20 protein-coding genes are annotated in these 19,061 nt (G+C 69.3%); 5 read left to right on the top strand and 15 right to left on the bottom strand.

Annotated features, from left to right (window positions below):
* Position 1: 1 nt before the first annotated feature.
* A complete protein-coding gene (locus B2515_RS08270) occupies positions 2 to 547 on the bottom strand; it encodes a glycine zipper 2TM domain-containing protein (protein WP_293875653.1) in 546 nt (181 codons plus the stop codon).
* A 241-nt stretch (positions 548 to 788) separates the two neighbouring features.
* On the opposite strand from B2515_RS08270, the gene B2515_RS08265 reads away from it, so the two are divergent.
* Positions 789 to 986 carry a hypothetical protein gene (locus B2515_RS08265; RefSeq protein ID WP_293875651.1) on the top strand — a complete coding sequence of 66 codons (198 nt, stop codon included), beginning with the start codon at positions 789 to 791 and terminating at the stop codon, positions 984 to 986.
* 24 nt (positions 987 to 1,010) lie between these two features.
* Here the strand turns inward: B2515_RS08265 and B2515_RS08260 are convergent, their stop codons facing one another.
* A complete protein-coding gene (locus tag B2515_RS08260; protein ID WP_293875649.1) occupies positions 1,011 to 3,314 on the bottom strand; it encodes an ATP-dependent helicase in 2,304 nt (767 codons plus the stop codon).
* A 187-nt stretch (positions 3,315 to 3,501) separates the two neighbouring features.
* Here B2515_RS08260 and B2515_RS08255 point away from each other — a divergent pair, with 187 nt between their 5' ends.
* Both B2515_RS08255 and B2515_RS08250 read left to right on the top strand, forming a co-directional pair.
* Positions 3,502 to 3,822 carry a UrcA family protein gene (locus tag B2515_RS08255; protein ID WP_293875647.1) on the top strand — a complete coding sequence of 107 codons (321 nt, stop codon included), beginning with the start codon at positions 3,502 to 3,504 and terminating at the stop codon, positions 3,820 to 3,822.
* A gap of 260 nt (positions 3,823 to 4,082) precedes the next feature.
* Positions 4,083 to 5,342 (top strand): MFS transporter, encoded by a 1,260-nt coding sequence (locus tag B2515_RS08250; RefSeq protein WP_293875645.1) that lies wholly within the window; start codon positions 4,083 to 4,085, stop codon positions 5,340 to 5,342.
* On the opposite strand, the gene rsmD is transcribed toward B2515_RS08250, so the two are convergent.
* On the bottom strand, positions 5,333 to 5,869 hold the full coding sequence (gene rsmD / locus B2515_RS08245) for a 16S rRNA (guanine(966)-N(2))-methyltransferase RsmD (RefSeq protein ID WP_293875643.1): 537 nt from the start codon (positions 5,867 to 5,869) through the stop codon (positions 5,333 to 5,335). The genes B2515_RS08250 and rsmD overlap by 10 nt on opposite strands.
* Positions 5,866 to 7,218 carry a pseudouridine synthase gene (locus tag B2515_RS08240; protein WP_293875641.1) on the bottom strand — a complete coding sequence of 451 codons (1,353 nt, stop codon included), beginning with the start codon at positions 7,216 to 7,218 and terminating at the stop codon, positions 5,866 to 5,868. The genes rsmD and B2515_RS08240 overlap by 4 nt, the downstream gene beginning before the upstream one ends.
* A gap of 115 nt (positions 7,219 to 7,333) precedes the next feature.
* Between B2515_RS08240 and B2515_RS08235 the strand changes: the two genes are divergently transcribed.
* On the top strand, positions 7,334 to 7,768 hold the full coding sequence (locus B2515_RS08235) for a response regulator (RefSeq protein ID WP_293875639.1): 435 nt from the start codon (positions 7,334 to 7,336) through the stop codon (positions 7,766 to 7,768).
* Positions 7,769 to 7,884: 116 nt separating this feature from the next.
* The gene (locus tag B2515_RS08230) at positions 7,885 to 9,228 is read left to right on the top strand and encodes an AmpG family muropeptide MFS transporter (RefSeq protein ID WP_293875831.1); all 1,344 of its coding nucleotides are present in this window, start codon (positions 7,885 to 7,887) and stop codon (positions 9,226 to 9,228) included.
* Between the two features lie 4 nt (positions 9,229 to 9,232).
* Here the strand turns inward: B2515_RS08230 and B2515_RS08225 are convergent, their stop codons facing one another.
* From B2515_RS08225 to B2515_RS08175, 11 genes are all read right to left on the bottom strand, one after another.
* Positions 9,233 to 9,661 (bottom strand): DUF6628 family protein, encoded by a 429-nt coding sequence (locus B2515_RS08225; protein WP_293875637.1) that lies wholly within the window; start codon positions 9,659 to 9,661, stop codon positions 9,233 to 9,235.
* 69 nt (positions 9,662 to 9,730) lie between these two features.
* Positions 9,731 to 11,044 carry a bifunctional folylpolyglutamate synthase/dihydrofolate synthase gene (locus B2515_RS08220; protein WP_293875635.1) on the bottom strand — a complete coding sequence of 438 codons (1,314 nt, stop codon included), beginning with the start codon at positions 11,042 to 11,044 and terminating at the stop codon, positions 9,731 to 9,733.
* Between the two features lie 27 nt (positions 11,045 to 11,071).
* Entirely contained in the window at positions 11,072 to 11,926 is an 855-nt protein-coding gene (gene accD, locus B2515_RS08215) for an acetyl-CoA carboxylase, carboxyltransferase subunit beta (RefSeq protein ID WP_293875633.1), read from the bottom strand.
* The gene (gene trpA / locus B2515_RS08210; RefSeq protein ID WP_293875631.1) at positions 11,923 to 12,726 is read right to left on the bottom strand and encodes a tryptophan synthase subunit alpha; all 804 of its coding nucleotides are present in this window, start codon (positions 12,724 to 12,726) and stop codon (positions 11,923 to 11,925) included. The genes accD and trpA overlap by 4 nt, the downstream gene beginning before the upstream one ends.
* Positions 12,723 to 13,955 (bottom strand): tryptophan synthase subunit beta, encoded by a 1,233-nt coding sequence (gene trpB / locus B2515_RS08205; protein ID WP_293875629.1) that lies wholly within the window; start codon positions 13,953 to 13,955, stop codon positions 12,723 to 12,725. The genes trpA and trpB overlap by 4 nt, the downstream gene beginning before the upstream one ends.
* On the bottom strand, positions 13,952 to 14,587 hold the full coding sequence (locus B2515_RS08200) for a phosphoribosylanthranilate isomerase (RefSeq protein ID WP_293875627.1): 636 nt from the start codon (positions 14,585 to 14,587) through the stop codon (positions 13,952 to 13,954). The genes trpB and B2515_RS08200 overlap by 4 nt, the downstream gene beginning before the upstream one ends.
* 32 nt (positions 14,588 to 14,619) lie before the next feature.
* Positions 14,620 to 14,976, bottom strand: coding sequence for a glyoxalase (locus tag B2515_RS08195; protein ID WP_293875625.1), 357 nt, complete (start codon positions 14,974 to 14,976; stop codon positions 14,620 to 14,622).
* Position 14,977: 1 nt separating this feature from the next.
* Positions 14,978 to 15,649, bottom strand: coding sequence for an orotidine-5'-phosphate decarboxylase (gene pyrF / locus B2515_RS08190; protein WP_293875624.1), 672 nt, complete (start codon positions 15,647 to 15,649; stop codon positions 14,978 to 14,980).
* Complete coding sequence (locus B2515_RS08185) at positions 15,646 to 15,981, bottom strand: lipopolysaccharide assembly protein LapA domain-containing protein (RefSeq protein ID WP_293875623.1); 336 nt, start codon at positions 15,979 to 15,981, stop codon at positions 15,646 to 15,648. Before B2515_RS08185 ends, pyrF begins: the two co-directional genes overlap by 4 nt.
* Before the next feature lie 64 nt (positions 15,982 to 16,045).
* On the bottom strand, positions 16,046 to 18,328 hold the full coding sequence (locus B2515_RS08180) for a patatin-like protein (RefSeq protein ID WP_293875622.1): 2,283 nt from the start codon (positions 18,326 to 18,328) through the stop codon (positions 16,046 to 16,048).
* Complete coding sequence (locus B2515_RS08175; protein ID WP_293875621.1) at positions 18,328 to 19,035, bottom strand: endonuclease/exonuclease/phosphatase family protein; 708 nt, start codon at positions 19,033 to 19,035, stop codon at positions 18,328 to 18,330. Before B2515_RS08175 ends, B2515_RS08180 begins: the two co-directional genes overlap by 1 nt.
* Between the last annotated feature and the right edge of the window lie 26 nt (positions 19,036 to 19,061).

The raw sequence follows: 19,061 nt of genomic DNA, 5'->3' as shown, positions 1-19,061 counted from the left end.
TTCAGCGGCAGCGGACCTGCGACTGGTTCTGGTCGACCGCCTTGCCGGCGAGGGCGCCCGCCGCGCCGCCTAGCAGTGTGCCGACGATGCGGCTGCGCCCGCCGTCGATGACGTTACCCAGGATACCGCCGGCCGCGCCGCCGACGATCAGGCCGGTGGTGCCGTCGCCGCGTTTGCAATAATAGCGCCCGTCATTGCCGGCATAGACCCGCTCGTCGTTGCTCAGCACGCGTTCGCGATAATTCGCGCCGGAGCGATAGTAGCGCGACGCGTCATAGCCATTCTCGTCGCGCTCGTCGGCATAGCCGGCATCGCGCGGGTCGTCATAGGCGTTGGGCACCGGCGCTTGGCGATAGCCGCCCGGTCCGGCACTGCCACGGCCCGACCGGTAGCGGTCGAACTCCGCGCGATAGCGGGCGAGCTCGGCATCGAAGCGCTGCTGGGCGGCGGCAAAGCGCGCATCGTCGGCAGCGGATTGCGCCACCGCCGGCGCGCCGCCGCAGAGCAGCGCCGCGACGGCGACGGAAAGCGACAGGGACCTGAACATTGAAATGACCCTCGGAGCGGCCCGCTGAGTCGGGCCTGCGATGGTCATACACCGAAGGCAGGTTGGTGGTTCCTGAACGGTCCGCGGTGGCGTCGCACCGAAGGACGGGACGACCGGCCAGGGCAGGGGGACGGCCCGCAGGAAATCTGTTATGGTCGCCCCATCACCCGATCGTTCCGTAAGCATCTCGTGATGGTGGCCTGCATGGCCGGGCCCTCGCTTACATTCGGAGGAATCCGTGATGGACATCAACTATTTGCTGTCGCGCGAGCAGGTCTCGCTGGTCAAGGCGCGCGAGGCGAAATGCCCGGAGGCACGGGCCGCGCACGCCGGCCTTGCCAGAATATACGGCGAGGCGCTCGATCGCAGCGCCTTCCCCCACCGCGACGTCGCGGCGTCCGTACCGCATCGACCGGCAGGGCCACGCCGTCAGGGCTGACGCGGGAGGGAAAGGCCGCGGGCGTCAGCCGATGGTGACGAAGCTGTCCATCACCCGCTTGCGGCCGGCCGCCTCGAAATCGATCTCCAGCTTGTTGCCCTCGATCTCGGCGATCGCGCCATAGCCGAACTTCTGGTGGAAGACGCGCAGGCCCACGGACAGGTCGCTGCGCCCCTTGTTGCCGATGCTGACCGCGCTCGACCGGCTCTCGACGACCCGCGTCGGCGCGGTGCTGAAGCCCGATCCAGATCCGGCGGCACGCTGCCAGCCCGGGCCGCGGCCGGAACCGCGCGCGACATTGGCGAACGGGTCCGCCCGCTCGCTCCAGTTCGCCCGCCACAGGCTCTCGCCGCCCGACATGGTCGTGTCGCTGTCGATATGCTCGGGCGGCAGCTCGCCGACGAAGCGGCTGGGTATGCTCGACGTCCATTGCCCGTAGATGCGTCGATTCGCGGCGTGCAGGATCACCGCGCGCCGGCGCGCGCGGGTGATCGCGACATAGGCGAGCCGGCGCTCCTCCTCGAGGCTCTTGGTGCCGCCCTCGTCCAGCGACCGCTGTGACGGGAACAGTCCTTCCTCCCAGCCGACGAGGAACACCGTGTCGAACTCCAGCCCCTTGGCGGCGTGGATCGTCATGATCGTCACCTGCGGGTCCTGCGCCGCGCCCTCCTTGTCCATGACGAGGCTGACGTGTTCGAGGAATGCGCCAAGCGACTCATATTCCTCCATCGCGCGGACCAGCTCGGACAGATTCTCCAGCCGCCCCGCCGCCTCGACCGATTTCTCGGCCTGCCACATCGCGGTATAGCCACTCTCGTCGAGCATCTGGCGGGCGAATTCGGCATGCGGCAGGTCGCGCGCCATGTCGCGCCAGCGCGCGATATCGCCGACGAGATTGCCGAGCGCCCGGCGCGCCTGCGGCGTCAACTCGTCGGTGTCGAGGATGCGCGCCGATGCGATCGTCAGCGGCACGCCCTCGATCCGGGCGAGCTGGTGGATCTTGGCCAGCGCCTTGTCGCCGAGGCCGCGCTTCGGCACGTTGACGATCCGTTCGAAGGCGAGGTCGTCCGACGGCTGGTTGACGATGCGCAGATAGGCGAGCGCGTCGCGGATTTCGGCGCGCTCGTAGAAACGATAGCCGCCGACGATCCGGTACGGCATGCCGATGTTGATGAAGCGGTCCTCGAATTCGCGCGTCTGGTGCTGCGCGCGGACGAGGATGGCGACATCGTCGAGGCTGCGGCCGTTGCGCTGGTGCGCCTCGATCTCCTCGCCGACGCGGCGCGCTTCCTCCGGCCCGTCCCACACGCCGAGCACGCGCACCTTCTCGCCCGCATCCAGCTCGGTCCACAGCGTCTTGCCGAGCCGCCCGCCGTTGTTGGCGATCATCCCCGAGGCGGCGCCGAGGATATGCGGGGTGGAGCGGTAATTCTGTTCGAGCTTGATGACCGTGGCGCCGGGGAAGTCCTTTTCAAATTTCAGGATATTCTCGACCTGCGCACCGCGCCACGAATAGATCGACTGGTCGTCGTCGCCGACGCAGGCGATGTTCTTGCGCTGCTGCGCGAGCAGCCGCAGCCACAGATACTGGACGACGTTGGTGTCCTGATATTCGTCGACCATGATATATCGGAACCGCTCCTGATACACCCGCAGCACGTCGGGGTGAGTCTTCAGGATGGTCAGCATATGGAGCAGCAGGTCGCCGAAATCGCAGGCGTTGAGCGATTTCAGCCGCGCCTGATATTGCGCGTACAGCTCGCCGCCGCGGCCGTTGGCATAGCGTTCGCTTTCCCCCGCATCGATATCGGCGGGCACCAGCCCCTTGTTCTTCCAGTCGTCGATCAGACCGGCGAGGCTGCGCGCCGGAAAGCGCTTCTCGTCGAGATCCGCCGCCACGATCAACTGCTTGAGCAAGCGCAGCTGGTCGTCGGTGTCGAGGATGGTAAAATTGCTCTGCAGTCCGACCAGTTCGGCATGCCGGCGCAGCATCTTCGCGCCGATCGCATGGAAGGTGCCGAGCCACGGCATCCCCTCGACCGCATCGCCGACCAGCCGCCCGACGCGCTCGCGCATCTCGCGTGCGGCCTTGTTGGTGAAGGTGACGCTCAGGATCTCCGACGGCCACGCCTTGCGCGTCCACAACAGATGCGCGAGCCGCGCGGTCAGCGCCGCCGTCTTGCCGGTGCCGGCACCGGCCAGCATCAGCACCGGGCCTTCGGTGGTCAGCACGGCCTCGCGCTGCGGCGGGTTCAGCCCCTTGAGATAGGGCGGGTCTTGCAGATGGGTGGCGGTATCGGTCACCGGTGAACAGGTAGGGAACGGCATGCGCTCGGGCAAGCCCGATCCGCCCCGTCCCGCTGCCACATCACTGACTTGCCATCGTCGCGCCAGCGCAACGACAGGGGGCTAGGCGCGCTCCTGCCGGTGAGACACGGCACCCGTACAGCCCGTCCGGCAGAGGCGCGGCGGCGGGGCCCGGCTCGTCGGGCCATCATTCGCAGGAGTGTGCATCATGAAAACCTTTCATCGCGTCGCTGCGGCGGCGCTCGCCCTGTCGTGCCTGTCGGCCAACGCCGTTGCGGCCGAGCAGCGCGAGACCTTCACCATCCGCGTCTCGCATCAGGGCCTCGACCTCGACACCGAGGCCGGCCGTGCCGCTTTCGACGCGCGCGTGCGTCGCGCCGCACGCTGGGCCTGCACGATGCGTGGTGCGTCGCTCGAGGCGTATCAGCATGCGGCGCGCTGCACCGAGGAACTGCGTCAGGATGCCCGGCGCCAGCTCGCGAAGCGGACCGAAGGCGGCGCGTTGCGCCTGGCCAGCCTGTCGCGCTGATCCGATACGAGGGGAGGGGCGGCTTGCCATGCGGGTCGCCCCTGTTCTTCGCTCCGCAGAGCGTCCCGACGAAAAATCGGGGCAGCCGCGATGCGACCGCCCCGTAGTTCAGGGAGGACCGGTCGACAGGGGAGGCGACCGGCACGTCGCTACCCACAGGGGGAGAGGAGCAGCGACAACCCCCATGTAGGAAGGGTTTGTTGCGGACACATTTCACTGTTGTTGCCCAAGGCGATTATTTCGCGCTTAAGCGGGCGATCATGACTCAGCCCGTCGCAAAAGCCTCCCCGCGCCGCATCCTGACCGCCAGTCTGGTCGGCACTGCGGTCGAATTCTACGATTTCTACATCTACGCCACCGCCGCGGCGCTGGTGTTCGGCATGCTGTTCTTCCCGGCGGAAAGCGGCACCGCGCAACAGATGCTGAGCTACGCCAGCTTCGGCCTCGCCTTCGTCGCGCGGCCGATCGGTGCGATCGTCTTCGGCCATTTCGGCGACCGGGTCGGGCGCAAGTCGACGTTGGTCGCCAGCCTGATGCTGATGGGCGGATCGACCGTCGCCATCGCCTTCCTGCCGACCTACGATCAGGTCGGCTGGGTCGCACCGCTGCTGCTCTGCGTGATGCGGCTGGGGCAGGGGCTCGGCCTCGGCGGCGAATGGGGCGGTGCGGCGCTGCTCGCGGTGGAGAATGCGCCGCCGCACCGCCGCAACACCTGGGGCATGTTCCCGCCGCTCGGCGCGCCGGTCGGGTTCATCATGGCCAACGGCCTGTTCCTGATCCTCGGCCTCGCGCTGGACGAGCAGCAGTTCCGCGACTGGGGCTGGCGCCTGCCGTTCCTGGTCAGCGCGGTGCTGGTCGCGCTCGGCCTGTGGGTGCGGCTGAAGCTGACCGAGACGCCGGTGTTCCTCGAAGCGGCCGAGGCGGAGGCGCTGCCCAAGGTGCCGATCGCGACGCTGGTCCGCCATCACGGCCGCGCGCTGATCGCCGGCACCGGCGGGGTCGTCGCCTGTTTCGCGCTCTTCTACCTCGCGACCGCCTTCACGTTGGGTTACGGCACCAAGACGCTGGGTTATGGCCGGCAGGCGATGCTCGGCGTCGAACTGGCGGCGATCCTGTTCCTCGCCGCCGGAGTGATCGTCGCCAGCGTCATGGCGGACCGCACCGGCGCGCGGCGTATGCTGGTGATCGGCTTCCTCGGCTGTATCGTCGCCGGGCTGGCGATGGGGCCGATGCTCGGCGCGGGGTCGCTGGTCGTGATCTTCCTGTGGCTCGCCTTCGCGCTGTTCGTGATGGGCTTCGCCTACGGGCCGCTCGGCGGCTGGCTGCCGAGCCTGTTTCCCGCCGGGGTGCGCTACACCGGCGTCTCGATGACCTTCAACCTCGGCGGGATCATCGGCGGCGCGCTCGCCCCGCTCGCGGCGGAGGCGCTCGCGCCGCACGGATTGAGCTGGGTCGGGCTATATCTCGTCGGCGCCGGCCTGCTCAGCCTCGGCGGGCTGGCGCTGTTGCGTCAGAGCTGACGGAGCAACGTCAGCCGGGCCTTGCCGTGGACGCGGCTGACGTCGATGGTGAAGCCCGCCGGCGCGACCTCCTCCGCCTTCGCGGTCTCGATGCTCACCCAGGTTGCGGGCGAGGTCCAGCCGAGCCGTGCCAGTTTGTCGAGCGCGACCAGCCCCGCGCCGGTGCCGTAGGGCGGATCCATCATGATGAGGTCGAGCGGCTTGATCGCCGGCCCCAGCGCCATCACCGACCCTGCGCGCACATCGCCGCGCGTACCCAATTTGGCGAGGTTGCTCTTGAGCGCATCCAGCGCCGCGCCGTCCTGTTCGACGAACAGGCACGACCCCGCACCGCGTGACAATGCCTCGATTCCAAGCGCGCCCGATCCGGCGAACAGGTCGGCGACCGCGAGTCCTTCGAAACTGCCCAGCCGGCTGGTCAGCATCGAAAACAGCGCCTCGCGCGTCCGGTCCGCGGTCGGACGGGTGGCGTCGCCCTTGGGCGCGACGAGCGGCCGGCCGCGCCACTGGCCTGCGATTACCCTCATGGGCGGCGCCCCCGCGGCGGGCGGCCACCGGGCGTGGAGGGCCGTGGCGTGCCGCCGGACGGCGGTCCGTCGCGACGTGGCGGCCGCGCGCCGGGCTTGGGCGTGCGTGGACCTGCGGCACCGGCGCCACCGCTCCGCGGCGCATGGCGATCCGCCGGCGGTCCATCGCGGCGGGGTGCGCGCCCGCCTGGCGGGGCGGCGCGCTCGTCACGCCGGGCGGCACCGTCACGGTTCGATCGTCCGCCCTGACGCTCGGGCCGGGCGGAGACGTCGCCCCGCCCCGTATCGCTGCGTCCCGCATCCTTTCGTCCCATATCGCTGCGTCCGCGTGTTTCCCGCGTGTCGGGCGCCGCATCGGGGCGGGTGCGCGTCCGCGCCGCGCGATCGGTGGTGGCGGCGCTGCGGAAGCCGGCCCGCGGCGTCTGACTGCCGCTCCGCTCCGGTTCGCGGCGCGGCTTGAAGGCTTCCGGCGATCGCGCCGGGCGGGCGGGGGTGACCGGGCGGGGCGCCTGTTCGGCGCGGGTCCGCGCCCGCACTGTGCGATCCACCGTTGGCGCGCTGCGAAAGCCGTCGCGCGGCGCCTCGACGACGGGCTCGTCCGGCGCGCCGCCTTTCAGCGTGCGGCGGAACGCCACCACCTCATGCTGCTTGACCTCGCCGACCTCGCCCACCGGCAGGTCGCCGAGCACGAACGGGCCATAGCGGGTGCGGATCAGGCGGCTGACCTGCAGTCCGAGGTGTTCGAGGACGCGGCGCACCTCGCGGTTCTTGCCCTCGGTGATGGTGATCTCGATCCAGACGTTCGCGCCCGTCCGTCGCTCGATATTCGCATCGATCGAGCCGTAGCGGATGCCCTCGATCTCGACCCCCTCCGCCAGTTCCTCCAGCTGCTGCTGCGTGACGTTGCCATAGGCGCGGGCGCGATAGCTGCGCTCGACCCCGGTCGAGGGCAGCTCCAGCTGCCGCTTGAACCCGCCATCGGTGGTGAGCAGCAGCAACCCTTCGGTGTTGAGGTCGAGCCGGCCGACCGGCACCAGCCGCGGCAGGTCGCGCGGCAGGCGGTCGTAGATCGTCGTCCGCCCCTTCGGATCGCGCTCGGTCACCAGCAGCCCGGTCGGCTTGTGATACAGGAACAACCGCGTCGGTTCGGGCAATGCCACCGGCTGTCCGTCGACGGTGACGCCCTGCAGCGAGCGCAGCACCGTCGCCGGCGTATCGAGCACCGTGCCGTTCAGCGCGACGCGCCCTTCGGCGATCATCCGTTCGACTTCGCGGCGGCTGGCGACGCCGGCACGCGCGAGCAGTTTTGCGATCCGGTCGCCGGTGCGGGGTTCTGATATCTGGGCCATCCCCCGCCCATAACGCTCATTCGTCACGGGCGTGAAAATATTTGCGCCCGGAGCAGCCTGCGCGCGTTATGTAGCGGAGGCGTAACAATGACTGCGCGCCGATCGGAGCGGGCGAATGCTGTTCGGGAAGAAGAAGCGCCAGATCGTGCGTCTGCTCGTCGTCGAGGACGAACCGCTGATCGCGTTCGACACGGAACATGTGCTGATCGAGGCGAGCTATGAGGTCGTCGCCACGGTCGATCGCGTCGCCGATGCGGTCGACGTGCTCCGTTCCGACACCGGTGTCGATCTGGTGCTGGTCGACGTGCATCTGGCCGACGGATCGGGGCTGGACGTGGCGCGCGCCGCCGCGGACGTCGGCGTGCCGGTGCTGTTCGTCACCGGCAATTGCCCGGTGGAAGCAACGATGCTGGCGGCGGGTTGCCTCGCCAAGCCCTATCAGCAGCGCGACCTGATCGGCGCGATCGAGGCGATCGACGCGCAGATCGGCGGACGCAAGCAGAAGCGCCTGCCGAGCGGCCTGCGCCTGTTCGCGACGCCCGCCGCCTGATCGCCACGTAGCGGCTGGTCGCTGGCGAAATTGGCGCTAGTGTCCGGCCGATGTTGACCGGCAATAACCTCTATTTCCTGATCGTCGCGACGATCGCCGTGCTCGTCGTCGTCGCGATGCGCCGCTCGCCGGCGATCCGTGCCCGGCTCGCGCCATTGGCGCCTTATGCCGATCGTGGTCCGATCGCGGTGTTCTTCATGGGCATCTCCTCGGGCCTGGCCTTCACCATGATTGGCGCGACGCTGACCACCCGGCTGAAGCAGGACGGGCTCGACAAGGCGACGATCACCGCCTTCACGCTCGGCTTCCTCGTCTACAATCTGAAGCCGCTCTGGGCGTGGATGGTCGACGGCGTCCGCCTGCCGGTGATCGGTCGGCTGGGGCAGCGGGTGTCGTGGATCCTGCTGTCGGGTGTGCTGGTCGTGCTCGCCGTCACCAATCTTGCACTGGTCGATCCTGCCGCGAACCTGCAGGCGACGGTCGTCGCCGCGATCCTCGTCGGCTTCGCGGGCGCGACCTACGACATCGTCATCGACGCCTATCGCATCGAGACGCTGGAGCCCGCGCAGATGGGCGTCGGGTCCGGCATGACGCAATATGGGTGGAAGATCGGGTCGGTGCTGGCGGGGTCGCTGGCGCTGGTCATCGCCGCGCGGTCGAATTGGCACGTCGCCTATCTCGCCTGCGTGGCCTTCGCCTTCCCGGCGATGATCGTCGCCGTGCTGCGCGGCGAACCACAGCGGCGGCGCGAGCCGATCCGGCGGCGCGGCCTGTCCGAACTCGGCGCCTCGATCGTCGGGCCGTTCACCGAATTCTTCCGCCGCCATGGCGCGTGGATCATCCTTGCCTTCATCCTCGTCCACAAGATCGGCGATACCCTGGGTCAGCAGGCGCTGCGGCTGATGCTCGATGACCTCGGCTTCAGCAACGACGAGATCGCGATCTACGACGTCGTCATCGGCTTCTGGGCATTCTGGGTCGGCCTCGCGATCGGTGGCGTCCTTTACGCGAAACTCGGGCTGAAGCGGTCGGTGCTGCTCAGCCTCGTGCTGATGATGATCTCCAACGCCAGCTTCGCGCTGCTCGCCGCGGCGGGGCACAGCAATATCGGCCTCGCCGGCGCGATGGCGTTCGAGAACATGTCGAGCGGGATCGGCGGCGTCACCGTCATCGCCTATTTCTCGGCGCTGTGCGACCTGCGCTTCACCGCCGCGCAATATGCGCTGATCTCCGCAGCGGCGAGCATCGTCGGGCGGGTGCTGACTGCGACCACGACCGGGCGACTGGTCGACAGCTTCGGCTATGTCGCCTTTTACTGGGGGACGACAGCGGCGGCGCTGCCCGGCGTCCTCCTGTTCTGGTGGATGAGCCGGTCGGGGCTGATCGATCGGTCGATCGGCAGCGCGGGGATCGCGGGCGAAGGCGACGTCCGCGCCGACGAACCGCAGCCCCGCGGCTGACCGGTCAGACGCAGATCGGCCGGCCGTCGTCGGCGAAGGCGGTCGCGACGACGGCGACGCTCGCCAGCACCGCATCGACGCGGCGGACGCCAAGCAGGTCGCCGAGCAGATAGCGCGCGGTCTCGGGCGCGGTTTCGACGCGGGCGAGGACGGTGAGCATCGTCCGCTCCGCCGCGGTCATCCGCGCGCAGCAGCAGGGCGCGATCGCGATCGTTCCCGCCGCGGTGCCCGCGAGTTCCGCCATCAGCGCACGCATGAGCACCAGCGGCCGGCGAAAATCCTGCCCGAAGGCGGTGAACAGGGCGTGGCTCGCCCGCGCGTCGTGCAGGCCGTGCGCCCCCATCCGCCGCAACGCGAACAACGCGATCCGCGCATTCGGGCAGGCGGGCAGCGCATAGGGCAGCGCGGCAATGGTGGTGGTGAGTTCGGTCATGACGGCGACTCCAGTGTTCGTCCCCGACAGTCCCGAATCCGCTATTGCAAGTCAATCGCAATTATAACGTCAGTCCGGCGCCTCATCGTTCAGCGCGAGCGCTTCACCGGCAAGGTAGAGCGAACCGGCGATCAGCACGACTGCATCACCCTGTCCGGCAAGCCGGTCGCACGCCCCGGACAGGCTGTCCGCCACGTCTGCGGAAACACCGAATTCCTCTGCGATCGTGGCCAGCGCCGCCGGTGCATGATGGGCGTGACCGGGCACGGGGACCGTGATGACCCGCGATACCGCCGGGGCCAGCGCGCGCAGCACGCCGGTCGCGTCCTTGTTGGCGAGCATGCCGAGCACGAGCACCACCGGGCGCCCGTCGGCGACCGCCCGCAGCGCGCGCGCCACCGGCTGCGCGGCGGAGGGATTGTGCGCACCGTCGAGCCACAATTCACTGCCCTCGCCCAGCCGATCGCGGAGCGGACCGGCGCCCAGCCGCTGCATCCGCGCCGGCCATTGCGCCCAGTCGGCGGCGGCGCGCATCGCGGCTTCCGGCACGTGGACTGCGCCCTGATGCCGCAGCATGGCGATGGCGAGCGCGAGATTGCGCGACTGGTGCGGCCCGACCAGCCGCGGCCGATGCGTGACGACGGCGAAACCGGTGTCGCGATAGCGGATCGTGCCGCGTGCGGTTTCGCTCCACCAGGCCGCGTTGCGCGCGACGACCGGCGCGCCGGCGTCGGCCGCGACCTGCGCGATCCGGGCGCGGCTGGGTGCCGGATAGTTCATCGTCACCAGCGGTACGCCGGCCTTGGCGATCCCGGCCTTTTCCGCGGCGATGTCGACGATCCGGTCACCCAGGAACGCCTCGTGATCCATCCCCAGCGCGGCGATGCCGGTGACCGCCGGATTCGGGATGACGTTGGTCGCATCGAGCCGCCCGCCGAGCCCGACCTCGACGATCGTCGCCGCCGCGGGCGTGCGGGCGAAGGCGAGGAAGGCGACGGCGGTCGTCACCTCGAAGAAGCTGGCGCCGATACCGTCGCTGCGGTCGAGCACCTCGCGCAGCAGCGCGGCCAGCGTCGCATCGTCGATCAGCCGTCCGGCGATCCGGATGCGCTCGTTGAAGCGGACCAGGTGCGGGCTCGAAAAGACATGGACGTCATGCCCTGCCGCTTCGAGCGCGGCGCGCAGGAACGCGCAGGTCGATCCCTTGCCGTTGGTGCCGGCGACATGAAACACCGGCGGCAGCGACAGATGCGGATCGCCCAGCCGCGTGAGCAGCCGCGTGATCCGCTCCAGCCCGAGCACGTCGGCACCGGGCGACAGCGCCCACAGCCGGTCGAGCTGCGCCTGCACGGCGGCATCGGTAGAGGTGGCGTGGTCCGGCATGGCTCGGCCGCTCCCGGTCCGTGTCGATCAGGCGGCGCGCGCCGCCGTCAGATAGCCGATCACCGTCGCCAGCTGCTCGCGCAGCTGCTTGCGATGGACGACCATGTCGAGCATGCCGTGATCGAGCAGATATTCCGCGCGCTGGAAGCCCTCGGGCAGTTTCTCGCGGATCGTGCTCTCGATCACCCGCTGGCCGGCGAAGCCGATCAGGGCGCCGGGTTCGGAAATCTGCACGTCGCCGAGCATCGCATAGCTGGCGGTGACGCCGCCGGTCGTCGGATCGGTCAGCACCACGACATAGGGCAGGCCGGCGTCGTGGAGCATCTGGATCGCGACGGTGCTGCGCGGCATCTGCATCAGGCTGAGGATGCCTTCCTGCATGCGCGCGCCGCCCGCGGCGGTGAAGATCACATAGGGCGCCTTGTCCTTGATCGCCGTCTCGACGCCGCGGACGAACGCCTCGCCGACCGCGAGGCCCATCGATCCGCCCATGAAGCCGAAGTCCTGCACACCCATCACGACGCGATGGCCGAGGATCGTGCCGCGCGCATTGATGAGCGCGTCCTGTTCCTGTGCCGAGGTACGCGCCGCCTTCAGCCGGTCGGAATAGCGCTTCGAATCGCGAAACTTGAGCGGGTCCTCCGGCACCTTGGGCACCGGCAGCTCCTTGCAGCTGCCGTCATCGAGAATCTGGCGGAAGCGCTCCTTCGGCCCGATCCGTTCGTGATGGTCGCATTTGGGGCAGACGTAGAGATTTTCTTCCAGCTCACGGGTGAAGATCATCTGCCCGCAGCCCTTGCACTTGTGCCACAGATTCTCGTCCGACGATTCGCGCTTGGCGACGAAGGGAAGGGCGTTGCGGACGTTGCTGATCCAGCTCATGCGGTAACCTTTCGCGCGGAATCGAGTGCTCCGCTCAGCGACTGAACATAGGTGCGGACGGCAGCCGGCGCATCGGCGCCATGCTGCGCGACGAGTTCGACGATCGCCGACCCGACGACGACGCCATCGGCGACCGCGCCGATCGCGGCCGCCTGTTCGGGGGTGCGCACGCCGAAGCCGACCGCGATCGGCAGGTCGGTCGACGCCTTCAGCTGCGCCACCGCCTGATCGATCGATCCCTGCGCCGCCTGCTGCAGACCGGTGATCCCGGCGACCGAGACGTAATAGAGAAAGCCCGATGCGCCATCCAGCACGCGCGGCAGCCGCGCGGCATCGGTGGTCGGCGTCGCGAGGCGGATCGGGTCGATCCCGCGGGCGCGCAGTTCGGGACCGAGCGCGTCATCCTCCTCGGGCGGGATATCGACGCAGATCACCCCGTCGACGCCCGCATCGGCGGCCGCCGCGGCGAACCAGCCGGCACCGCGGCGCAGCATCGGATTGGCATAGCCCATCAGCACCAGCGGTACGTCCGGGTGACGCTGGCGAAAGGCGGTGGCGATCGACAGGATGTCGGCGGTGCGCGTACCCGCGGCGAGGCTGCGGATGTTCGCCGCCTGAATCGCCGGGCCGTCCGCCATCGGATCGGTGAACGGCATGCCGAGTTCGATCACGTTCGCGCCGCCAGCGACCAGTGCGTCGAGGATCGCGCCCGTGGCATCCGGGGTCGGATCGCCGGCGGTGACGAAGGTCACCAGCGCGGGGCGATGGTCGGCGAAGGCGCGGGCTAACCGCTCGCTCATATCGCCACCCCCAGCGCGTCGGCGACGGTGAAGATGTCCTTGTCGCCGCGCCCGCACAGGTTGGCGAGGATGATCTGGTCGTCGCGCATCGTCCGCGCGCGCTTCGCCACCGCAGCGATCGCATGCGCCGGTTCGAGCGCGGGGATGATCCCCTCGGTCCGGCACAGCAGCTGGAAGGCGTCGAGCGCCTCCTTGTCGGTCGCGTTGGTATATTCGACGCGACCGATGTCGCGCAGCCATGCATGCTCCGGGCCGATGCCGGGATAGTCGAGCCCGGCGGAGATCGAATGACCCTCGGCGATCTGCCCGTCCTCGTCCTGCAACAGATAGGTCTTGTTGCCGTGGAGCACGCCGGGGAAGCCACCGGCGAGGCTGGCGGCATGCTCGCTGCCTTCCAGCCCGTGGCCCGCCGCCTCGACGCCGAGCATCGCGACGTCGGCATCGTCGAGGAACGGGTGGAACAGTCCGATCGCATTCGATCCGCCGCCGATCGCCGCGACCAGCACGTCGGGCAGCCTGCCGGTACGGGCGAGCATCTGCGCCCGCGCCTCACGCCCGATGATGCTCTGGAAATCGCGGACCAGCTCCGGATAGGGATGCGGACCGGCGGCGGTGCCGATGATGTAGAAGGTGTCGTGGACGTTCGCGACCCAGTCGCGCAGGCCCTCGTTCATCGCGTCCGACAGCGTCTGCGCGCCGCTGGTCACCGGGCGGACCTCGGCGCCGAGCAGCTTCATGCGAAAGACGTTGGGCTGCTGCCGCGCGACGTCCTTGGCGCCCATGTAGATGACGCAGGGCAGGCCAAAGCGTGCGCAGACCGCGGCGGTGGCGACGCCGTGCTGGCCCGCGCCCGTCTCCGCGATGATCCGCGTCTTGCCCATGCGGATCGCCAGCAGGATCTGGCCGATGCAATTGTTGATCTTGTGCGCGCCCGTATGGTTCAGCTCGTCGCGCTTGAACCAGACCTGCGCGCCCATGCCCGGCTCGGCGCCCTCGCGCACCGCGGCGCTCAGCCGTTCGGCGTGGTAGAGCGGGCTCGGCCGGCCGACATAATGCTCCATCAGATCGTCGAACTGCGCGGCGAAGGCGGGATCGGCCTTGGCAGCGCGATATTCGCGCTCGAGGTCGAGGATCAGCGGCATCAGCGTCTCGGCGACGTAGCGGCCACCGAACTGGCCGAAATGGCCGCGCTCGTCAGGCTGCGCGCGGAAGGTGTTGGGGGCGTTCATAGCCGCGTCGCTTTAAGGAAGGCGGCGATCTTGTCCACATCCTTGCTTCCCGGCGCGCGTTCGACGCCCGAGGAAACATCGACCAGCGTCGCGCCGGTGCGCGCGATCGCGTCGGCGACATTGTCCGCATCCAGCCCGCCCGACAGCGCCCAGGGCAGGGGATGGCGGAATCCGTCGAGCAGCGACCAGTCGAACCGCACGCCCATGCCGCCGGGCAGCGTCGCATCGTCCGGCGTCTTGGCGTCGTAGAGGATGCGATCCGCTGCGCCCGCAAAGCGGTGGGCGACGTCGAGATCGGCACGGGTCTTCACCGCCACCGCCGCCCACACGTCCAGTCCGGTCCGCGCGCGGATGGCGGCGGCGCGATCAGGCGCCACCTTGTGCAATTGCAGCGCGGTCAGCCGGCCGCTGGCGACCGCGCGTTCGACCGTCTCGTCGTCGGGATCGACGAACACGCCGACGCGGCCGACATGGTCCGGCACGCGCGCGGCCAGTTGCTCGGCCAATGCGAACGCGAGGTGGCGCGGCGAGGCCGGGAAGAAGACGAAACCGACGTGGCTCGCGCCATGACGCAGCGCGGCGTCGAGCGTGTCGGGGGTGGACAGGCCGCAGATCTTGGCATGGATTGTCATCGTCACGCACATCGGCGCTAGTCGCGGTGAACTCAAGCCTTCGCAGGCGGCTCCGACACGTGCCACAGCACGCCGCAGGGATCGAAGAGAAAGCCGACGCGCATCCCGTGTGGCTGCATCGTCGGCGCACGGGGCGGCTGGACGGCGAAGCGTTCCACCAGCCCCGCTGTGCGCCGCCACCAGTCGTCGAGATCGGCGACGAACAGCTGGCACATGCAATTTTCCGCCCAGCTCTCGACGTAATAATTCTGCAGCAGGATGCCGGCGCCGTCATGATCGAGGATCGCGAGCTCGTCGTCCCGATACAGTGTCGCAAAGCCGATCGCCGCGTAGAATGCCTGTGACAGTGCGAAATCGCGTGCCGGGACGAAGGGGCGGATCAGCGCCAATTTACAGCGTCGCGCCGATCGCGCGGGCGGCGGCGTCGGGATCGTCGGCCTGCGTGATCGGGCGGCCGATGACGAGGATCGACGCGCCCGCATCCAGCGCGGCGCGGGGCGTGACGACGCGCTTCTGGTCGCCGACCGGGCCGTTCGCCGGCCGCACGCCGGGAACGACGAAGAAGCCTTTGGGCCACGCCGCCTTGGCCGCGGCAACCTCCGCCCCCGAACAGACGATGCCGTCGATGCCCGCTTCATGCGCCAGCGCGGTCAGGCGCAGCACCTGGTCGTGCGCGCTGCCGCCGACGCCGGTCGCGGCGAGGTCCGCGGCGTCGAGGCTGGTGAGCATCGTCACCGCGACGACCTTCGTATGGATCGGCGCCGCCGCCTTGGCATCCTCCAGCATCGCACGGCCGCCGCTGGCATGGACGGTCAGGATCGCCGGCTCGATCGGGCTGAGCGCCTGCACGGCCTTGGCGACGGTGTTGGGAATGTCGTGCAGCTTGAGGTCGAGGAAGATCGGCAGGCCGAGTTCCGCCATCTCGCGCACGCCGTGCTGGCCGTGCGCGCAGAAGAATTCGAGGCCGAGCTTGATCCCGCCGACATGTGCGCGGGTGCGGGTGGCGATCGTCCTGGCGCGCGCCATATCGGGCGTGTCGATCGCGACATAGATCGGGCTCATATCAGCCGGCCCTCGGGCGCCCGGTCGCCGGCCGGATCGCCGACGGGCGGCGTCGCGATCGGCGTCGCGGGTGCCGCGGCAAGCGCCCGGCTGTCGGCCAGCATCCGCTCGCAGGTCGCGAGCCGCTGGCGCAGCCGCCAGCGCACCGTGCCGAGGTAGAGATAGGTCGGGAGGAAACCGATCAGGAAGGTCACCAGCAGCAGCAGCGGCAGGTTCACGTCGGCGATCAGCCCGCTCCACATGTTGATCTGGATACTGGTCCAATTGCTATAGGTGAACAGCGCCGCGACGAAGGCGAGCAGGAACCAGAACAGGATCTTGAGGAACTGCATGCGATACTCCCGAGGGCGACGAGGGTAGCGGCCGGCGGCCGGAATGGCCAGCCTCTGGCGCGGGTCAGCCTACTTCGGTCCGCAACGTCGCGATCAGTGCGGCAATCGTGGTCAGCCGCGGTTCCTCCTCGTCGAGGATCGCGCGAAAGGCGGCGCGCTTGATCGCGGCGACGCGCCCCGCCTTCATCCGCACCGTCGCGGGCAGCGTCGAGACGCAGATGTCGATCATCCGCTCGGCGCCGTGCAGCCGGCCCCACAGATAGTCGTTTTCGCGATAGGCGCGACTGAAGAAGGCGCCGAAGCTGTTGAACTGGATGCCCTTCAGCGTCGCCTCCGCGCCCCCGGAACGGATCGCGGTGGCGTCGTCCGGGGCGATGCGGTCGACCTTGATCGGGTCAAACTCGTCCAGCCCCTCGCCCTGCAGCAGCGGCAGCGTCGCGGTGTCGAAATAGGGGAAGCCCAGATAGGCGAGCAGCAGCGCCCGCCGCGTCGGCCGGTCGAGCGTCGCAAACGCCTCCGCCAGCCGGACGTCGGTGTCCGCGTCCAGCGCGGTGAGATCGAGCGTCTGCGCCAGCGCATCGAGCAGCGGTCCCGCATCCGCCTTGCGCAGCCGCCGGACCTGCAACCCCAGATGCGGATGGTCGTCCGCCCGCTGCCGGTCGAGATAGGCGGCGAGCGAGGCATAGATCGCCTCGCGCATCACGCCCGCATCGGTGCCGTCCGCCTCGATCTCGCTCAGCCGTCGCGCCATCAGCCGCAGGCGGCGGATGCGGAAGCCGGTGTCGAAAGTGCGCAGGAAGTCGATCGTCGCCGCGCTCTCCTTGCCCGAGAAGGAGGGCGCGACCCCGCCGAAGCCGCGTTCCGCGATCGCCGCCTCGATCGCCCCGCGGATGCGGCGCCAGCGCTGCTGGCCGGGTTCGCCGCCGACGCGATAGAGCAATGCGGTAATCGCCTCAACGACGCCGCTCAGCTTCAGATGGCCATAGGCGGCATAGCTGTAGCCGGCGCGTGTGGCGGCTGCGCTCTGCGCGCGGCGCCGCCATGCGACCAGCCGCGCCGGCGTCGGCCGGTCGAGGAACAGGGTGTGGCCGAACAATTGCTCGATCTCTTCCTCGACCGCGGGGCGCAGCGCGGTGACGATCCCCTGCATCCGGTCGATCCGAGCCGACCGGTCCGCGATCGCGTCGAGATTGTCGCGGATCGGCTGCTGGCGCGGCAGGTCGCTGAGCGCGCCGAGGATGGTCTGGAAGAAGCCGGGCTTCTCCACGCCCGAGCCGAGGCGGATCTTGATGCCGGGCGAGGGGTCGATGTAGACGAAGCGCCGGTCGATCTCGCGCCGCGCCGGGCGTTCCTTGAGCGCGTCGATCGCCGGGCGGAACGGCGCGTTGGCGAGCACCGACCCGTCGATCAGGACCGCCCGGTCGACCTGGTTCGCGGCGAACTGGCGGGGCAGGGCGCGCTTGAGGAAGTCGGCGCGTTCGGGCCAGGCGATGCCGCGATCCGCCAGCACCTTGTCCAGTTCGCCGACCGTGAACGGTGGAAAGGCGCCCGGAAAGCTCGACGTCGCCCGCGCGGCGAAGGCGAGGTCGGGGATCGCGCCGATCGGGCCGCCGGAGGCATGGTCGGTGAAGCTCAGCACGACGCGATGTTCGGTCTCCATCACCTCGGGCGGCGAATTGAGGCGCAGGCGTTCGGGATGGCCGGTGAAGTCGGTGCAGGTGACGAACAGGTCGAGCGGCTGGCCGTCGGGGAGCAGACGCGGACCCGCCGCGCTCTTCGCCATCGCATCGAATGCGTCGAGCAGCAGGCCGGTGAAGGTCGCACCGCCGAACGGCGGTTCGAACCAGCGCGAGCGGACGAAATGAGACAGCTTGGTGCGGACCTCGTCGCGGGTCGCCTCGTCCAGCGCCTCGACCTTGTCGGCGCTGCGCCCCGCCGCGACCCAGGCGAGCGGCAAGGCCCACATCTTGGAAAAGCGCGACGCGGGCGCCGCCTCCGGATCGATCAGCGCCTCGACGTCGGCGGAGGTCAGCCACAGGTCGGTGAGCGGTTCGAGGCTCTGCCCGGTGGCGATCGCCTGCGCCAGGAAGATGCCGTTGATGCCGCCCGCCGACGCGCCCGCGATGATGTCGGCGAGCACCCGCACCTTGAGGTCGGCCAGCGCCTCTATCTCCTCGATCAGCGCGCGATAGACGCCCTGGCTGCCCCCGGCGGCGGGCTCGCCGGCGTGATACGCCCGGCTGGCGCGGACCATGCGCCACACCTCCTTGGTGATGCCGTGCATATAGACCGCAAGGCTGATGCCGCCATAGCAGACGAGGGCAAGGCGCAGCTCCTTCTCGCGCATCAGGCGGGGGACACCGTCGCCCAGATCGGCAGATGGTCCGACGTCTTGCGCGCCGCGGCGCTGGCGTGCACGCCGCAGTCCGTCACCGTCAGCTCCCGCGATACCATGATGCGGTCGAGCCTACCCACCGGACGGCGCGCATGGAAGCTGGGACCGGTCGTCGCCATCGCATAATCGCGACAGAAGTCGCGCAGGCAGCCGGCGGCGGCGGTCCATTCGTTGAGGTCGCCCATCAGCACCGTCGGATGCCGGTGCGTCGAGGCATCGACATGCGCCATGATCGCCGCCGCCTGCCGCCGCCGCCACAGCCCCGACAGGTCGAGGTGCATGCCGACGACGCGGACGATGCCGGCATCGGTGCGTACGTCCGCCATCACCGCGCCGCGCGGTTCGAGCGAGGGCAGGTGGATCGCCTCCCGATCGACGACCTGCGCCGATTTGCGCACGAGGATGACGTTGCCGTGCCAGCCCATCGATAGCGCCCGCATGCCGAATTCGACCGGTTTCCAGTCGCTGTGTTCGTCGAGCAGATGCGTCGGCAGCACCGATTCGCGCGTGCCGAAGCGCCGATCCGCCTCCTGCAGCGCGACGATATCGGCATCGATCTCGCGCAACACCTCGATCACGCGTTCGGGATTGCGACGACGATCGAGGCCGATGCCCTTGTGGATGTTGTAGCTGGCGACCTTCAGGGAGCGTGAAACCATTGCGGAGGCGTAACGCCGGTCGACGC

The organism is Sphingomonas sp. UBA978 (assembly GCF_002292295.1).
In the GTDB taxonomy this organism is placed as follows: Bacteria; Pseudomonadota; Alphaproteobacteria; order Sphingomonadales; family Sphingomonadaceae; genus Sphingomonas.
This window is presented reverse-complemented; position numbering and strand designations above follow the sequence as displayed.